15 protein-coding genes and 1 riboswitch are annotated in these 15,913 nt (G+C 64.8%); of the genes, 4 read left to right on the top strand and 11 right to left on the bottom strand.

Annotated elements, in window-relative coordinates; all coding sequences use genetic code 11:
• Positions 1-90: 90 nt before the first annotated feature.
• Positions 91-546 (top strand): hypothetical protein, encoded by a 456-nt coding sequence (locus KMZ68_RS03620; protein ID WP_215614533.1) that lies wholly within the window; start codon positions 91-93, stop codon positions 544-546.
• Positions 547-561: 15 nt separating this feature from the next.
• Here the strand turns inward: KMZ68_RS03620 and KMZ68_RS03615 are convergent, their stop codons facing one another.
• The 5 genes from KMZ68_RS03615 to KMZ68_RS03595 form a co-directional block, all read right to left on the bottom strand.
• On the bottom strand, positions 562-2,004 hold the full coding sequence (locus KMZ68_RS03615; protein ID WP_215614532.1) for an MATE family efflux transporter: 1,443 nt from the start codon (positions 2,002-2,004) through the stop codon (positions 562-564).
• A 154-nt stretch (positions 2,005-2,158) separates the two neighbouring features.
• Positions 2,159-3,211 (bottom strand): hypothetical protein, encoded by a 1,053-nt coding sequence (locus tag KMZ68_RS03610; protein WP_215614531.1) that lies wholly within the window; start codon positions 3,209-3,211, stop codon positions 2,159-2,161.
• A gap of 186 nt (positions 3,212-3,397) precedes the next feature.
• Entirely contained in the window at positions 3,398-4,093 is a 696-nt protein-coding gene (locus KMZ68_RS03605) for a VIT1/CCC1 transporter family protein (RefSeq protein WP_215616178.1), read from the bottom strand.
• 193 nt (positions 4,094-4,286) lie between these two features.
• Positions 4,287-6,089 (bottom strand): PHA/PHB synthase family protein, encoded by a 1,803-nt coding sequence (locus KMZ68_RS03600; RefSeq protein WP_215614530.1) that lies wholly within the window; start codon positions 6,087-6,089, stop codon positions 4,287-4,289.
• Positions 6,090-6,265: 176 nt separating this feature from the next.
• Complete coding sequence (locus tag KMZ68_RS03595) at positions 6,266-7,324, bottom strand: 2'-deoxycytidine 5'-triphosphate deaminase (protein ID WP_371741459.1); 1,059 nt, start codon at positions 7,322-7,324, stop codon at positions 6,266-6,268.
• Between the two features lie 161 nt (positions 7,325-7,485).
• Positions 7,486-7,565, top strand: a riboswitch (SAM riboswitch).
• A gap of 71 nt (positions 7,566-7,636) precedes the next feature.
• Here KMZ68_RS03595 and KMZ68_RS03590 point away from each other — a divergent pair.
• A complete protein-coding gene (locus KMZ68_RS03590; protein ID WP_215614528.1) occupies positions 7,637-8,830 on the top strand; it encodes an O-succinylhomoserine sulfhydrylase in 1,194 nt (397 codons plus the stop codon).
• Between the two features lie 72 nt (positions 8,831-8,902).
• Here the strand turns inward: KMZ68_RS03590 and KMZ68_RS03585 are convergent, their stop codons facing one another.
• From KMZ68_RS03585 to KMZ68_RS03575, 3 genes are read right to left on the bottom strand one after another with little or no spacing between them, the layout of a single operon-like run.
• A complete protein-coding gene (locus tag KMZ68_RS03585; protein ID WP_215614527.1) occupies positions 8,903-9,853 on the bottom strand; it encodes an SGNH/GDSL hydrolase family protein in 951 nt (316 codons plus the stop codon).
• Between the two features lie 13 nt (positions 9,854-9,866).
• Positions 9,867-10,628, bottom strand: a complete 762-nt coding sequence (locus KMZ68_RS03580; RefSeq protein ID WP_215614526.1) for an SGNH/GDSL hydrolase family protein — start codon at positions 10,626-10,628, stop codon at positions 9,867-9,869.
• Positions 10,628-11,869: an OpgC domain-containing protein gene (locus KMZ68_RS03575; RefSeq protein ID WP_215614525.1), complete on the bottom strand. Its 1,242-nt coding sequence runs from the start codon at positions 11,867-11,869 to the stop codon at positions 10,628-10,630. The genes KMZ68_RS03580 and KMZ68_RS03575 overlap by 1 nt, the downstream gene beginning before the upstream one ends.
• A 238-nt stretch (positions 11,870-12,107) precedes the next feature.
• On the opposite strand from KMZ68_RS03575, the gene apaG reads away from it, so the two are divergent.
• On the top strand, positions 12,108-12,500 hold the full coding sequence (apaG, locus tag KMZ68_RS03570; protein ID WP_215614524.1) for a Co2+/Mg2+ efflux protein ApaG: 393 nt from the start codon (positions 12,108-12,110) through the stop codon (positions 12,498-12,500).
• Positions 12,501-12,615: 115 nt separating this feature from the next.
• Here the strand turns inward: apaG and KMZ68_RS03565 are convergent, their stop codons facing one another.
• On the bottom strand, positions 12,616-12,831 hold the full coding sequence (locus tag KMZ68_RS03565) for a hypothetical protein (protein ID WP_215614523.1): 216 nt from the start codon (positions 12,829-12,831) through the stop codon (positions 12,616-12,618).
• Positions 12,832-13,047: 216 nt separating this feature from the next.
• Here KMZ68_RS03565 and KMZ68_RS03560 point away from each other — a divergent pair, with 216 nt between their 5' ends.
• Entirely contained in the window at positions 13,048-13,299 is a 252-nt protein-coding gene (locus KMZ68_RS03560) for a hypothetical protein (RefSeq protein ID WP_215614522.1), read from the top strand.
• 102 nt (positions 13,300-13,401) lie between these two features.
• Here KMZ68_RS03560 and KMZ68_RS03555 read toward each other — a convergent pair whose 3' ends face one another.
• A complete protein-coding gene (locus KMZ68_RS03555) occupies positions 13,402-14,604 on the bottom strand; it encodes a helix-turn-helix transcriptional regulator (RefSeq protein WP_215614521.1) in 1,203 nt (400 codons plus the stop codon).
• A 239-nt stretch (positions 14,605-14,843) separates the two neighbouring features.
• Positions 14,844-15,851 (bottom strand): Hsp33 family molecular chaperone, encoded by a 1,008-nt coding sequence (locus KMZ68_RS03550; RefSeq protein WP_215614520.1) that lies wholly within the window; start codon positions 15,849-15,851, stop codon positions 14,844-14,846.
• Between the last annotated feature and the right edge of the window lie 62 nt (positions 15,852-15,913).

The raw sequence follows: 15,913 nt of genomic DNA, 5'->3' as shown, positions 1-15,913 counted from the left end.
ACAGAAGCGCCCCCCGCCCGCTCCTAGCCTCGCCCCGTGCGTCCGGTTTGCGCCGCGCCCTCGCGGGGCTTGCGCACAGGGAGCGGATTCATGACTGGAGCTGACAAGGTGGTGTGCCAGGCAGCCACGCTGCTGCTGTTGTTTACGCTGACGACGATGCCGGCGAAGGCCCAGCTTGCGGGCTTTGGCGGCGGAGGCGGCGACATGATGACCCAGATGGCACCGATGCTGGAAATGATGAAGGCGAAGATGGGCAAGCGCCGCTTCGGCATGATGATGCAGACCATGGGCCCGATGATGAGCCAGATGATGGAAGGCGGCGGCGGGCTCGGCGGAATCCCGGTCGGGTTCGGCGGCGGCGCGGGCTATGCGCCCGACAGCTACGGGATCGGCATGGGCGGCGGCGACTTTGCGGGCATGGGCGGCGGCAACATCATGGGCATGCTCGGTGGCGCCGGCGGCGGCGACATGATGGGCATGATTCCGCAGCTGATGCGGATGGCCAATGTCGGCGGCGGTCACCGCCGTCACCGGCGGCGGCATTGATTTGACGCGTGTCGTTCAGGACAGTGCAGGGCGGACTTCCGCAACTGGAGCGCCCTTCGGTCCCCATCGCGTTAAGACGACGCTCGCGGCGGACAGCACGCCGAGCACCACCATGGAAGCCGCCGCCAACGCGAAGAAGTTCGCGGCGGTCGCAGCATGCATCGACAGCCACCAGCCGCCGCCGGCGACGAACACCAGCCGCGCGGTTTGCGCCAAGACCGGGCCCAGCACTTTCGCCGCGCCCTGCGAGGAAAAATACATCGAGATCGACAGCCCGAGGAAGGCGTACATCGGCGCTGCGGTCGACAGGTATTGCCGGCTGGCGGCGCGCACGCTCTCGTCCCTGGTGAAGATGCTGACCCAGAGATCGGGATAGATCGCGATCACGGTGGCGACCAGGCCGACCGACAGGAACGCGACACAGCCCGCGGTCCAGGCGATCCGCCGCGCCCGCGCCACCCGCCGCGCGCCGATCGCCATCCCGACCATCGGCACCGAGGCGATGCCGACCGCAAACGCGATCGAGGTCAGCATGAATTCGAGCCGGGCGCCGACGCCATAGCCGGCCAGGATTTCGGTGCCGAACTGCGCCAGCATGTGGGTGAAGATGGTGACGGTGAGCACCGACTGCAGCGGCGAGAAACAGGAGACGGCGCCGACCTTCAGGATATCGAAAAACATCGGCCAGCGAATGCGAAGGCCCCTGATCTTGGGAATCACGCGCGCCCGGCCGGAAAAGACGTACCATGCCATCACGGATAGGCTGATCACGTAGGCGACCAGCGACCCGGCGGCAACGCCGCGCATGCCGAATGACGGGATCGGTCCGAGGCCGAGGCCGAGCGTGCCGCCGAGAATGATCTGGCAGGTGGCGGAAGACAGCATCAGCAGCGACGGCAGCTTCATGTTGCCGGTGCCGCGCAGGATTCCCGCGAACGTGTTCATCAGCCAGGGCACCACGGCGCCGCCGAAAAAGATCTGCACATAGCCGACGGCGTAAGCCAGCACGTTGCCGCGGCCGCCGAGCAGTTCCAGCAGCGTCGGTCCGAAGATCAGCATGCCCAGCATGAACGCCAGTCCGAGGCAGAGGCCGATCAACAGCGCATGCGCCGCCAGCGTCGATGCGCGGTCGACGTCGCCGGCGCCGAGCGCACGCGCGATCGCCGACGCCACGCCGCCACCCATCGCGCCGCCCGACATGGTCATGGTCAGGATCACGAACGGGAACACCAGCGCCATCGCCGCCAGCGATTCGACGCCGAGCCGGCCGATATAGGAGGTTTCCGCGATCACCACGCAGGTGCCGGCCGAGAGCGCGATCACGTTCGGCCACGCCAGCCACAACAGCGTGCGCAGGATCGGCCCCTCGACCAGCGCGTTCTTCACCGGCGCTTCTGGCGGCGGAAGCGGGCGTTCGTCGTCGTCTACGGGGATTTCGGCGACACCGATATCGGACATTTCTTCTCCCGCGCCGCGTTCGCGCCCCAGCCCGATCTGGTTGCCGTGCTGGCCGTTTCCTAGCACCGATCCGGCGCGATTCCATGTGCGTCAGGCGCATGGGCCGCCTGCGCAAATCAAGTCGACGTCGCTATGCGGGGGAACGTCGGTTCGATCAGCCGATCGACCAGACGAAGGGCGGATTGCCGCCTGTCGCCGGTTTCAAATGCACGGGAATGTGACGCCCGCAGCCGGCGGCAAGCCCCTCGAACAATCCTTCGAGGACTTTTGCGCAGGCCGGGTGATAGTCGCCGACATCGGCCATCAGCTTCCAGCTCTGCTGCCGGATTTCGAAGACGCCACCGGAATCGTCAATGCCGGCGGTATCGTCCTGCGCCTCCAGCAACGTGTGCAGGAAAACCGCGAACTCCCTGGCGGATCCCCGGTTCGCCGCGAAGCTGCGCGCAATCTCGTCGAAATACTGCATGCCGATCAGTCTGCCGGTCAGATGCAGCAGGTAGCCGGCGTCTTCGGGCCCGAACACCTGCACCAGGACCGGTGCTGCGGTCTTCACATATTCCATAGCGTAGTTGCGATAGGCTTTTTCGAGCCGCGGCTTCGGCCAGCTCGCAACCGGCAAGGCCGGCGCGCCGGCGGGATCGAACAAGGGTGCTTCGAGATGACGCGCGAACTTGAGCCGCGCATCGATCTCGAGCGGGTGGTCGTATTCGCAGTAATAGCCTTCCAGCCCGTCCTGGCCGTCGACGCTCTGCTTGGTGCAGACGAAGCCGAGCTTCAGGTTGCCGAGTGCGACGCCATTGTTGGCGTGCCAGCCGCGCAGCATCGCCCGCGACACTTCGCCGGGCACGCCGCAGATCGCGGTGCCGCGCCAGATCCAGCGCGGCGGCGGATAGCGGATCCAGGCCTTGCGATCGGTCTCGTACATGTATTCGACATGGACGCCGCCGATCCAGTTGGAGAGATAGTGATACTGCGCCGCCGCCACCGCCGGCGGCAGATGGCTGAGGCCGAGTTTTTCCAGGCCGGGCAGGAAGCGCTCCTGCTGCTGGCGGCGAAATACCCGGAACACGAATTCCGCGGCATCCGCCGTGCCGCGCCGCGTCACCACGGTCAGAATGAGGCCGGTGAAATAAGCGTGATAGAGATCGGCGACGCTGCGCCATTTCAGCCATTGCGCCTCGCGCGCGCTATCGGTCGCCTCGGTCATCGCCATCCCCGAACCCTTGTTGAACCCTTGTTACCGCAAGCCTACGCCACGCCTTGGCCGCCGCGAACGGCGGCCGCCTTGCGGCACTATAGCTGCGATATGCGGGGAGCCGCCATGCGCGAAAAGTTGATGGCAGCGATGTGCATCGGGGCATTGGCGCTTGTCGCAAGCGAGCCCAACCGGCGTTCAGACCACCTTGCCGAATACGGCGCCGATTCCGGCCGTCAGCGCCATCGCGAAAGCCCCCCAGAACGTCACGCGCAGGGTCGGCTTCAGCAGGCCAGCGCCTCCGGCCTTCGCACCGATCGCGCCGAGCAGGGCAAGGAACAGTAACGATCCCGCCGATACGACCGGGATCAAGACACTGGATGGCGAAACCAGGACGAGCGCGAGCGGCGCCGCGGCCCCTACGGAAAAAGTCGCGGCCGATGCCAGCGCCGCCTGCACCGGACGCGCGGTCGTGATCTCGGAAATGCCGAGTTCTTCCCGCGCATGCGCGGCGAGGGCGTCCTTCGCCATCAATTGCTGCGCCACCTCGCGGGCGAGATCGGCCTCGACGCCGCGCGCGACATAGAGCCGAGCCAGTTCTTCCCGCTCGAACACGGGATCATCCGCCAACTCCCGCTTCTCGCGCGCGAGGTCGGCATGCTCGGTATCGGACTGCGAACTGACCGAAACATATTCGCCGGCCGCCATCGACATCGCGCCGGCGACCAGCCCGGCAACGCCGGTCAACAAGATATCATTCCGGGAAGCAGCCGCCGACGCCACGCCCAGCACCAGGCTGGCAGTTGAGATGATTCCATCGTTGGCGCCGAGCACCGCCGCCCGCAGCCAGCCGATGCGCTCGACAAGGTGGTTCTCGCTATGCAGACGGCTCATCTTCAGACTTTCTGCGGCGGCGTTCGCTCGCGTACACCTAGCTTCCCAAAGGGGCACGCTTTCGGCGATGATCTGAATCAATATCAGAGGATTGCAGTCACACCATCAGAGAGTTCGTTCTTGCCCGGAGCAGCGGAAGCCGGTCGTTCGCATTCCGTCTGATCTCGGGCCTTGTCGTGGTGCGGCCCGTCGTTCACCGCTGAAAGACGTAGGTGCCTGGCGCATCCGCGATCGGCGCAAAGCCTTTTCCGGCGGCGCCCATGGCAGGCGGCGGCACGCGTTCCGGCGCGGAATGGCCGGCGAGCCAATTGGCCCAGTCCTCCCACCAGGAGCCCTGTTTCGATAGCGCCGCGACAGCCCATTCGTCCGGGTCGAGACAAATATCGTCGGCACGCCGCAAAGCGATGCGGAAATGCCGGTGCTGATGGCCGGGCTCGCTGACGATGCCGGCGTTGTGGCCGCCGCTCGTGAGCACGAAGGTGACGTCGGTGTCGGTGTGATAGTGGATCTTGTAGACCGACCGCCATGGCGCCACATGGTCGCGTTCGGTTCCGACGACGAACATCGGCGCGCGGATGTTCTGGAGCGCTGCCGCGTGTCCGTCGACCATGAGGTTGCCGGCCGCGAGTTCGTTGTCGAGATAGAGCCGCTGCAGATACTCGGCATGCATCCTGTAAGGCATGCGGGTGGAGTCCGCGTTCCACGCCATCAGATCGGTCATCGGCGTCCGCTCGCCCATCAGGTAGTCGTGCACGAGCCGCGACCAGATCAGGTCGTTGGTGCGCAGCAGCTCGAAGGAGCCCGCCATCTGATCGGCGGAGAGGTAGCCCTTGTTCCACATCAGGCTCTGCAGAAAATGCATCTGGCTGTGATCGATGAAGAGGGCTAGTTCGCCGGGCTCGGTGAAGTCGATCTGGGCTGCGAACAGCGTAACCGTCGCCAGGCGGTCGTCACCGGCGCGCGCCATGGCGGCGGCGGCGATCGACAGCAGCGTTCCGCCGAGGCAATATCCGGCCGCATGGATCTTGCGCCCGGGAACGATGGCGCTGACGGCCGCCAGCGCGGCCATGACGCCGCTATGCCGGTAATCGTCCATGGTGAGATCGCGATCTTCGGCGCCTGGATTGCGCCAGGAGATGCAGAACACGGTGTGGCCCTGTCCGACCAGGTAGCGGACCAGCGAATTCTGCGGCGACAGGTCGAGGATGTAGTATTTCATGATCCAGGCCGGCACGATCAGCACCGGCTCGGCCATCACCGTCTCCGTCGACGGCGCATATTGAATCAGCTCGATCAGGTGGTTCCGGTAAACGACCTTTCCCGGCGTGACGGCAACGTTGCTGCCAACCTGGAAATCCTCGGTGCCCACCGGGGACTGCCTGGAGACGAGCCGGCTGACATCCTCCACCCAGTTCTGGAACCCGCGGACGAAATTGGCCCCGCCGGTCTCGATGGTCTTCTTCATCACTTCGGGGTTGGTGAACGGGAAGTTCGACGGCGAGAACATGTCGAGGAACTGACGCGCGGCGAAAGACACCACGTCTTGATGATGCGGCGTGACGCCGGGCACTTCGCGGGTGACGTTGTGCCACCATTGCTGATTGAGCAGGAAAGCCTGGGCCAGGAAATTATACGGTTGCTTGCGCCATTCCTCGGCGCTGAACCGGTAATCGCCCGGCAACGGCTCGATGCACGGCGGCACATCGGGATTGCGTGCCGCCGCTGCGCAATGAGCCAGCAGACGAGCCGCTTTCCTTGACGCCTTGTCGATCAGTTCCAGGCGTTTTCCGGGAGCCGACGCGAGATGAATGAACCAATCGAAGTAGGCAAGAGCCAGCGACGCCGGCGACAGCCCTCCCGTCGCCTGGGCGGTAAGCGCTTCGCGCATCCGGTCGATGGCGCGGAAGGCTTCACTGCCGACGCTTTCCTCGACCGGCGGCAACGCTACCGCCGGGATCAGATTCATCTTTGCCGCGGGGCTTGCCACTTGCTTCATGGATATCAGCCCTTCTCAAAGCCGTGGACGTCGATTCACCCGGCGCCATCAAACCTTCTGGCGAGCGCATATTACCACTTGATAGCTTTCCGGACCGACGCGCTTTCGGCAATGATCTGAATCAATATTAAGAGATTGCAGTTACTCTGCGCACCGGCGGGCGGGCCGCTTTATGCCTACACCCGAAAATGCTTCGACAGCTTCAGGCCCTGGGCCTGATAGTTCGAGCCGATGCGCTGGCCGTACATGGCGTCGGGCCGCGCCAGCATTTTCTCGTACACCAGCCGGCCGACGATCTGGCCGTGCTCGAGGATGAACGGCACCTCGCGCGAGCGCACTTCCAGCACCGCGCGCGAGCCCTGCCCGCCGGCGCCGGCATAGCCAAAGCCGGGATCGAAGAACCCGGCATAATGCACGCGGAATTCGCCGACCAGCGGATCGAACGGCACCATTTCGGCGGCGTAATCCGGCGGCACCTGCACCGCCTCTTTCGATGCCAGAATGTAGAACTCGCCGGGATCGAGAATGAGACTGCCGTCGGGCCGCGCCGCGATCGGCTCCCAGAACTCACCGACCGCATAGCCGCCGCGGCGGTCGATATCGACCACGCCGGTGTGACGCTTGGCGCGGTAGCCGACAAAACCATTGGCATTCTCGCCTGACAGGTCGACGCTCAGCGCCACGCCGTTGACGAGATCGGCGTCGTCGACGTCGACCAGCCGCTCCGCGTCATGCAGCGCCTCGAGTTCATCGGCATTGAGGATGGCGTCGCCGGTGCGGAAGCGGACCTGGCTCAGCCGCGAGCCTTCCCGCAGCAGCACCGGAAATGTCTTCGGGCTGATCTCGGCATAAAGCGGGCCGTGATAGCCGGCACCGATCATGTCGAAGCGCCGGGTGCCGTCCGCGATCACGCGGGTGAACACGTCGAGCCGCCCGGTCGAGCTTTTCGGATTGGCGGCGGCGACGATTTGCGGCGGCAGCGCGAGACTTTCCAAGAGCGGCACGATGTAGACGCAGTTGGTCTCCAGCACCGCGCCGTCCGTCAGATCGATCTCGTGCAGCTTCAATTCGTCGATGCGCTCGGCCACCGTGGCGCCCGGTCCCGGCAGGAAGCTGGCGCGCACCCGGTAGGCGACGTCGCCGAGCCGCAAATCGAGGCTCGCCGGCTGGATCTGGCTTTCGACAAAGGGATAGGCCGGCAGGATCAGGCCGGCATCCGCCATTGCCGCGATCATGCGGTCGGGCAGAATGCCATTGGCGTCGGGCGGAAGCGCGAAGGTCACGGGTGGGGTCCTAAGGGATGGCGGGCTGCCGCCATCCAGACGCTGAAAATACGGACTTTTACCGGTTATCCGATGGCCGCCTTGACTGAAAGGGCGCAAGCGAATATCAGCATGACTTATCCCGTGGTGATTTGAGCCGGCCGGCTTGCAGCCACGTTAAATAAGTCGCTAAACAGGCCGGGGACAGTGTGATCCCGGCCTGTGGAATTTTTCCAGGCCGGTTTTTTTGTGACCATTTTCATGGGTGGTCACGATGGAGGTCACATGTCTGAGACTAAATCCACCGCCCGCTACCGCCCCGAAACCCGGCTGGTCCATTCCGGAGCCCTGCGCTCGCAATTCGGCGAAACCTCGGAAGCGCTGTTCCTGACCCAGGGCTTCATCTACGACAGCGCCGAGCAATGCGAGGCGCGGTTCAAGGGCGAGGATCCCGGCTTTCTCTATTCGCGCTTTTCCAACCCCAACATCTCGATGTTCGAGCGCCGCATGATCGAGCTCGAAGGCGCCGAAGCGGCGCGCGCCACCGCCACCGGCATGGCCGCGGTGACCACGGCCGTCCTCGCGCCGCTGAAGGCCGGCGATCACGTGGTGGCGGCGAAGGCGATGTTCGGTTCCTGCCGCTATGTGGTGGAAGACCTGCTGCCGCGCTACGGCATCTCGTCCACGCTGGTCGACGGCCTCGATCTCGACCAGTGGAAGAAGGCGATGCGGCCGAACACCCGAACCTGCTTCCTGGAGAGCCCGACCAATCCGACGCTCGACGTGCTCGACATCTCGGCGATCGCCGAGATCGCGCATGCCGGCGGCGCGCGGCTGATCGTCGACAATGTGTTTGCGACGCCGATCTGGCAGAGCCCGCTGACGCTCGGCGCCGACGTCGTGGTCTATTCCGCGACCAAGCACATCGACGGCCAGGGCCGCTGCCTCGGCGGCATCATCCTGTCGTCGGAAGCGTTCATCGCCGAGCACATCCACAACTTCATGCGCCAGACCGGCCCGTCGATGTCGCCGTTCAACGCCTGGGTGCTGCTGAAGGGGCTGGAGACGCTGGCGGTCCGCGTCCGCGCCCAGACCGAAACCGCCGCAGCCGTGGCGGACGTGCTGGCGCAGCATCCGAAGATCTCGCGGCTGATCTATCCCGGCCGCTCCGATCATCCGCAGGCCGCTCTGGTGAAGAAGCAGATGCGCGCCGGATCGACGCTGGTCGGCTTCGAGGTCAAGGGCGGCAAGGCGGCGGCGTTCCGCACCCTCAACGCGCTGAAGATTTCGCGGATCTCCAACAATCTCGGCGACGCCAAGAGCCTCGTCACCCATCCCGCGACCACCACGCATCAGCGGCTGACGCCGGAGGCGCGCGCCGAACTCGGGATCAGCGAGGGCTTCATTCGTTTCTCGGCCGGGCTCGAACATCGCGACGACCTGATCGAGGATCTTGTGGCCGCGCTGGAGATGGCGTGAAGGGAGCGAATGGCGAGTAGCGAGTAGAACCACCCCTATTCGCTATTCGCTACTCCCTATCCGCCCACTCCCTCACATCGGCCGGTAGGTCTGCACGTTGGACGGCACGTTGACGCCGAGCTTGATCTGGCCGACCGACTTGATGATGTCGTCGCCGAGCAGCTGTGCGAAGCAGGCGTAGCCCCAGTCGCTCATATGCAGGCCGTCGGCGATGACGAAATTGTCCATCGGGATCGACTGCTTTTCGTGCCACTCGCGCATCACTTCGAAGCGCGGGAAGATGCCGACGTGACGCAGCTCGGCCACCCCGTTGAGCAGCTTGATCATCTTGCCTGCGCTTTCCGCGCGTTCGTTGACCGCCGGCGAATATTGCGGATCGACCAGCACCAGATCGGCGCCGGCCGCCTGAATCCGCGCGACGCCTTCCTCGACCAGCTTGATGGTCTCGGTGGGATCGAGGTTGCGCAGCACCGCGTTGGTGCCGACCTGCCAGATCACCAGGTCCGGCTTCATGTCGAGCACCGCGGTCTGCAGCCGTTTCATCATTTCGGGCGCGTCTTCACCGCCCTGGCCGCGATTGACCACGGTGATGTCGGCGGTCGGATATTGCCGGCGCAGCTGCGCCGCCAGCCGGTTGGGATAGGTGAATTCGGGCGAGGTCGAGCCGTAGCCTGAGGTCGAGGACGAGCCGAACGCGATGATCACCACCGGCTCGCCGGCGGCGAGCTTGCCCGCGACATGCGGCAACGAGCCCATCTTTCTGGCGCCGCCCTTCGGCGGCAGGCAGGGAACGCGGTTGAAGATGTCGCTAGCCGATTTCGCGACTTCCTTGACCTTGTCGATCGCCTTGGAAGTGAGGCTTTTTTGCTGCGGCGGTTTGGCAGTATCTGGATGGGCAGCCTGGGCGGCTTGCGCCCGCGCGGGCGCCATCGAGCCTGGCGCCAGCAGTATGAGCGCCGCAACGGCCGGCGCGGCCAGAAATGCCAAATGGCAAAAAGGGCGGTAGCAACTCGTTGACGTCATCAACGCTGGATCCTCAATTCTGCTGCGCCGGGTTCACATGCGCCGCCTCGATCACGAATTTCGACAGTGCGCGACCGAGGCAATCGTGCACGCGCTTGGCAAGGTCGAGACCGCGCGTCGTGCTGAACAGGTCGAAATCCCCGGAGTCGTTCCAGTGATGCATGATGGCGAAGCGGTCGAACAACGGAACGTCGTACTGCTGCGCCACCACGCGCATATTATCTAGGTACGGCGGCGCGGAAATCATCGTCTCGGTGCGCGGGCTGTATTGCAAATTCATCAAAACCACGTCGGCCCCGGCATTTTGCAGCGCAGCAACGCCCTCGCCGACGGCGCTGCGAAAATCATCGGGATCAATCGATCGCATAGCATCGTAGGTTCCGGTCTGCCAGATCACCAAAGTAGGCTTTTTTGCTTCCACCAGCTTGACGAGACCGCCGGCTACTTCTTCGGCGGTCTTCTTGATCTGTAGTTCTACGGAGACGCTGACCGCGACTTTCGGCAGCTGCTCCTGCAGCATCGCCTGCAGCCGGCCGGGATAGGCGCTGGCCTCGGATGCGTTGATGGTCGACGACCGGCTGCCGACCACCAGAATATCCAGCTTACGGTGGTTGATGGCGTCCTCGACCCTGGACAGCGGGCTCTCGGTGGTGAGCAGGTAGGCCGGAACCTCGCAGTTGGCCGGGGCCGGGGCATCGTCGGCACGTGCGGGAACCGCGGCCAGCAAGCCGGCAAACACGATCAAGCCCAGGATGGTCACCGGGTTGGACTTCATCAACCCCCTCCCGCCATATCGGCGTTGCCGACGTCGCCCTTTTTCCGCGATGCACCCTTGTCGGCAGAATGCTTGTACCACGAAATGATCCACGCCATCCCGGACATGATGAGGATTCCGGAGACGCTGATGACGAAATGCAGCCCGGCTCCACCGGAGATTTCGGCCAGCACGAAATGCCCGGCGAAGGCGAGGAACACGCCGAGGCAGAAAATCTCCAGCGAATGCTGCCCGCACAGGATCAGCGGCCGCAGCCATGGCGACTTCAATCCCGGCCAGTCCTTCGGCAGGAAGCGCACGGTGATCGCCGCCAGCGCCAGGAAGTGCGCGAACCTCAGCACGTCCAGATCGGTCTTGTTGATCGGGTACATCCACTGCTCGATGCGCTTCGGCATCAGATGGTTCAACTGCGGCACGTACCAGGTCAGCGTGACGAAGAACGCCGCCAGCAGATAGGCCGCACAGATCCACATCGTGACCGGCGAGGAGAGAATCCGCGACATCCGCCGGGCGCCGCCCAGCGCGCACCAGGCGCCGAACACGAACAGCAACTGCCAGGCGAACGGATTGAAGGCCCAGAAGCCGTTCGGATAGGCCGACAGATAGAGGTCGTAGTGCCAGGTCGCCGCATAGAGCGCGACCGACAGCGCCAGCGTGATGTCGGCCCGCCACTTCATCAGCCACAGGATCAGCGGCAGGAACAGCATCAGCACGATATAGAGCGGCAGCACGTCCATGTTGACGGGCCGGAATCGGAGCAGCAGCGCCTGGACGATGGTGACGTCCGGCTGCTTGAGGAAGTCCATGATCCCCATTTCTTCCGTATACAGCGGGTTGTTGAAATTGGTGGCGACGTAGGAAATTTCCGCCAGGAAGATCGTGAACAGGAATACATGCGCGACGTAGATCTGCCAGACCCGCCGCATGATGCGCGCGGTGGCGATCACGGGGCCGGCCTCGAGCATGGCGCGGCCGTAGACGAACGCCGCGGTATAGCCGGAGATGAAGATGAAGATTTCGGTGGCGTCGCTGAATCCGTAGTTGCGGATCGTGAACCAGGTCAGGATGTTGGGCGGCAGATGGTCGATGAAGATCAGCCACAGCGCGATGCCGCGAAACAGATCGAGCCGCAATTCCCGCTCTGCGCCGGCCGGGATGGCGATCGCCGGCGCCGCGTCCCGCGCGCCGGCTGCAGCGGCGCCCGCCAGCGGTGATCCGGCAATTCGATTGGCAATGGACATCTCTGGCACCGTCTCGGGACGTGGACTTTAAGCGCCGGTCCGACACGAAAGATAGTACCGGCCCGCCAATTGCGGGCAAGTTGCGACGGCCGTCGGGCGCGCGGAATGCGCTTTAGGCCGGAACTTTGTTGAAACCGCGGTTGGAATTACAATTGCATGGCTGCCGGGACGGCGCCCGGAGGTTGGTTCCGTCGGGACTTTTCGGTATGATGGGCCTCAAGGATTCTGGATTGTTCGCATGTACCGCGCCGTTACCCGCCAGATCGAGGTTACCGTCGAGCCGAACTTCCTCCCCGAGCGCTCGTCGGCCGAAAATCGCCAATATTTCTGGTCCTACACCATCGTCATCACCAATACCGGCGAAGAGACCGTGCAGTTGCGGACCCGGCACTGGATCATCACCGACGCGGCGGGACGCAAGCAGGAAGTCCGCGGCGAAGGCGTGGTCGGCGAGCAGCCGGTGCTGGCGCCCGGCGAGCGCTTCGAATACACCTCCGGCGTGCCGCTGCCGACCGCCTCGGGCTTCATGAGCGGCCATTACCAGATGGTCAGCGAGAACGGCGAGAAATTCGAGATCGACGTGCCGGCGTTTTCGCTCGACAGCCCCGACAGCAAGCGGGTGTTGAACTAGGGGCGGAGGCACGGCGCTCGCCACACCCGTGCGTTAATCCGCGCCAGATGCCGGCTCGCGCCGACGAGGCGATCGAGCAGGAACACGCCGCCGCCATAGCGGCGGCGCGCCCAGCTCACTTGCTGCAGATGCGGTACTTCTGGTCGCATCTTTGATAGCATTTCGTGGAGTTGTAGCATTTGGCGGCGGTATTGGTGCAGGACACCCACGACACATCGCAGCGCGATACCTTGGCGGAAGCCGGCGCGGCCATCGATGCGATCAGAACGGCGGCCACGGCGGCTGAGGCAGCCGGTCTCGATGCGGCGGCGATGATGTCAGAAATGCGCATTTCTCTTCTCCTTTGTTGACGAGCAAACGCTCTCCGCTCGCTCGATGAATGCGGCGGACTATGGGGATGCGTGATGCGGGCCGCGTCCACTGAACGGCGGACGCGGCTCGTCGGCTTTGCCGTCAACATCGCACCCGGTTCACGGATCCCCTTCCCTGTTCCGACAACTCGGTCAGTCGGCCGAAATCAGAGCGACCAACCAGACAGGAGACCGACATGCTGAAGAATCACCGGACGACATTCCGTCTCGCGGCCCCGCTGGCCGCGGCTTTCATCATGGTCGCGGGTGCCGCGTTCGCGCGCGACAACACCGGACCCCGCCCAGTCAGCACCGGCAGCAGCGACGCGTTTGGCGTCAAACCCGGCGCCAGCAAGGGCGTTGGCGCCGATGGCGGTACGGGCATGGGTGGCTCGGCAGGGGGGCGCACTCCCCCGGCGCCTCGGCGCCACCGGGATTTTCCGCACTAGGAAAAGGCCGCTGGACCAGGCGAAAGCCTTGCAACAGCCCCAATGCAGCCGCGTCCACACCTGCGCGGAAGCGGCTGCGTCGTTCAGGACTCCCGATCGAAATCAGTTGACCAGAAAGGAACTGTATCCCGCGACGAGCTTGACGAGGTCGGCCTGCCGGCTGGTGCCGGTCTTGTCAAACAAACGGCCGACATGGGTCTTGACCGTGGAGTCGGCGACGCCCAGCACCGTGGCAATCCGGGGAATGCCGCCGACCTCGACGACGGCGAGCAGTACCCGCAACTCGGCCGGCGTCAGATTGAAGGCGTCGGCAATGACATCCGGCGAAGACGGGCATACCAGCGCCGCCTTGCGAACGAACACCGCGGCCGTTGCGTCGCAGGCAATGCCGGCGCGGCGCCGCACACCCGACGTCAGCGGCAGAAGATGAGCGACATAGCGATCGCCGCCGCCTGCCGCGAGGGGCAGGGCCGTGGTCCTTACACCGGCCCCGGCGTCACCATCAGTCGCGACAGCCAGCGCCTGCTGCAGCAGCGCATCGGCCCTCCTGTCGCAGAACACCAACTGACCGTGCATCGCGCGCAGGAGATCTCCGGCGGCCAGCATGCCGTTTCCGGCCAAATTGGCGTGAACCAGCCGTCCGTCGGCCGCGATCAGGAACAGGCCGGCGCTCAGTCCGTCGAGCGCATCGGCCAATGCCGCCGCCCTGGTCTTCTCGAGATCGATCGCTTTTCCAATCAGCACCGCGCGGCGTATATGCGGCACCACCAGCGCCAGCCGCCGGCGCATGACATCGTCGACCGCGCCGTTCCTTTCGCTGCGAAGGATCGTCAGGAACGAGCAATTGGAGCCCGACTTTTCCAGCAGGCAGTTCGCGGCATCCACCCAGCCCTGCGGCTGCATCCATTCCCGGAAGAACCGTCCGCGGCGAAACTCGTCGTCCGGCACCAGTTCGGGAATGCTGACGACCTGTTCGACCTCGAACGATGGCAGGGTCGCGACCGGGTCGAGCCTCGAATGCGTATCGGCGTAGACCCGCACCTGTTGCAGGTCGACTCCGAAATGATGGTACGGCGTGCTGTCCTTGCTTACGATGTTCTTGGAGAGAAGCCCGCCGCCGTCTCCGCCGACGAAACTTCCAATCCGGGCAAGCGTATCGGACCACAGCGCCGGCATCAGCGCAGCATCATAGATCGTCGCAATGAGCCGTCTCAGCGTTTCGTCATCGTGCGTTCGATCGATCGGGCGCGCGGAACGGGGGAGGGATGGCGCAAGCCGGGCTTGCGGCGGATTGATTTGGCGCACGATTGCTCCAGCACGAAAATGGGCGAAGACGGAAATGTCGGGGTCACGGCGGCGCCGCTTGCCATGTCGCGCACAGCCCGCTCGCCGCCATGGCGGGAATCTCCGCGATGACGAAGCGCGAAACCTAAGCCGGAACGCAGAAAGCCTCTAGTTCAGCTTCTGTACTGTCGGGGCGCGATGGCCTGTGGCCGCCCGCGGCCACACCAAACTGCAGGCGAGGAACGCGGCCGCGCCCGCCCCTACTCCTCCACGCCCGCCTCGTGCGGGGTGAACTGGTAGACCGACGAGCAGAACTCGCAGGTCACCAACACCTTGTCGTCCTTGACCATCGCGGCGCGGTCGTCAGGTGCGAAGCTCTTCAGCATCGCCGACACCGCGTCGCGCGAACAGGAGCATTGCGCGCGCAAGGACAGCGGCGCGAACACGCGAACGCCGCGCTCGTGGAACAGACGATAGAGCAGCCGCTCGCCGGACAGATCCGGATCGATCAGCTCGATATCCTCCACCGTCGAGATCAGCGACTGGCCTTCGATCCAGGCGTCGTCTTCCGCCACCGTGTGGGTGACCGCGCCTTCCGGCGCGTCGCCCGGATGCAGATCGGCCTGCCGCGCCCGCTCCGGCGCCTTGGGCAGGAACTGCAGCAGCACGCCGCCGGCGCGCCAGCGGTGCTTCGGTCCATCGCCGCCGCCGCGCCATTCCTCGCCGACGGCGAGACGTACCCGCGTCGGTATCTGTTCGGAACGCAGGAAGTATTCGTGCGCGGCGTCTTCGAGGCTGCCGCCATCCAGCGCCACCAGCCCCTGATAGCGGCTCATGTCCGGGCCCTGATCGATGGTCATGGCGAGATGGCCCTTGCCGAGCAGCGCGCCGGAATCCTGGCCCTCCTTCAGCCGCTTGGCGTCGTAGCGCGCATAGGCGCGCAGGCGATCCGGGGCCTGGAAGTCCACGATCAGGAACGACACCGGGCCGTCAGTCTGGGTCTGCAGGATGAAGCGGCCGTCGAATTTCAGCGACGAGCCGAGCAGCGTCGCCAGCACGATCGCCTCGCCGAGCAGCTTGCCGACCGGGGCCGGATAATCGTGCTTGGTGAGGACGTCGTCGAGCGCGGGGCCGAGCCGGGTCAAACGGCCGCGCAGATCGAGGGAAGCGACCTCGAACGGCAGCACCGCATCGTCGACCGGCACAGACGACGGCGCGCGGATCGGGGTTTCCTGGGAGATTTTCATGTCGGGGGATTGTGACGTCATGGCGCTTTATCTGGGGTCGGCGAGGGCAAAACGAAAGGGGGCAATCTGTCGTCCCCGCGAAA

Source organism: Bradyrhizobium sediminis, assembly GCF_018736105.1.
GTDB lineage: Bacteria > Pseudomonadota > Alphaproteobacteria > Rhizobiales > Xanthobacteraceae > Bradyrhizobium.
This window is presented reverse-complemented; position numbering and strand designations above follow the sequence as displayed.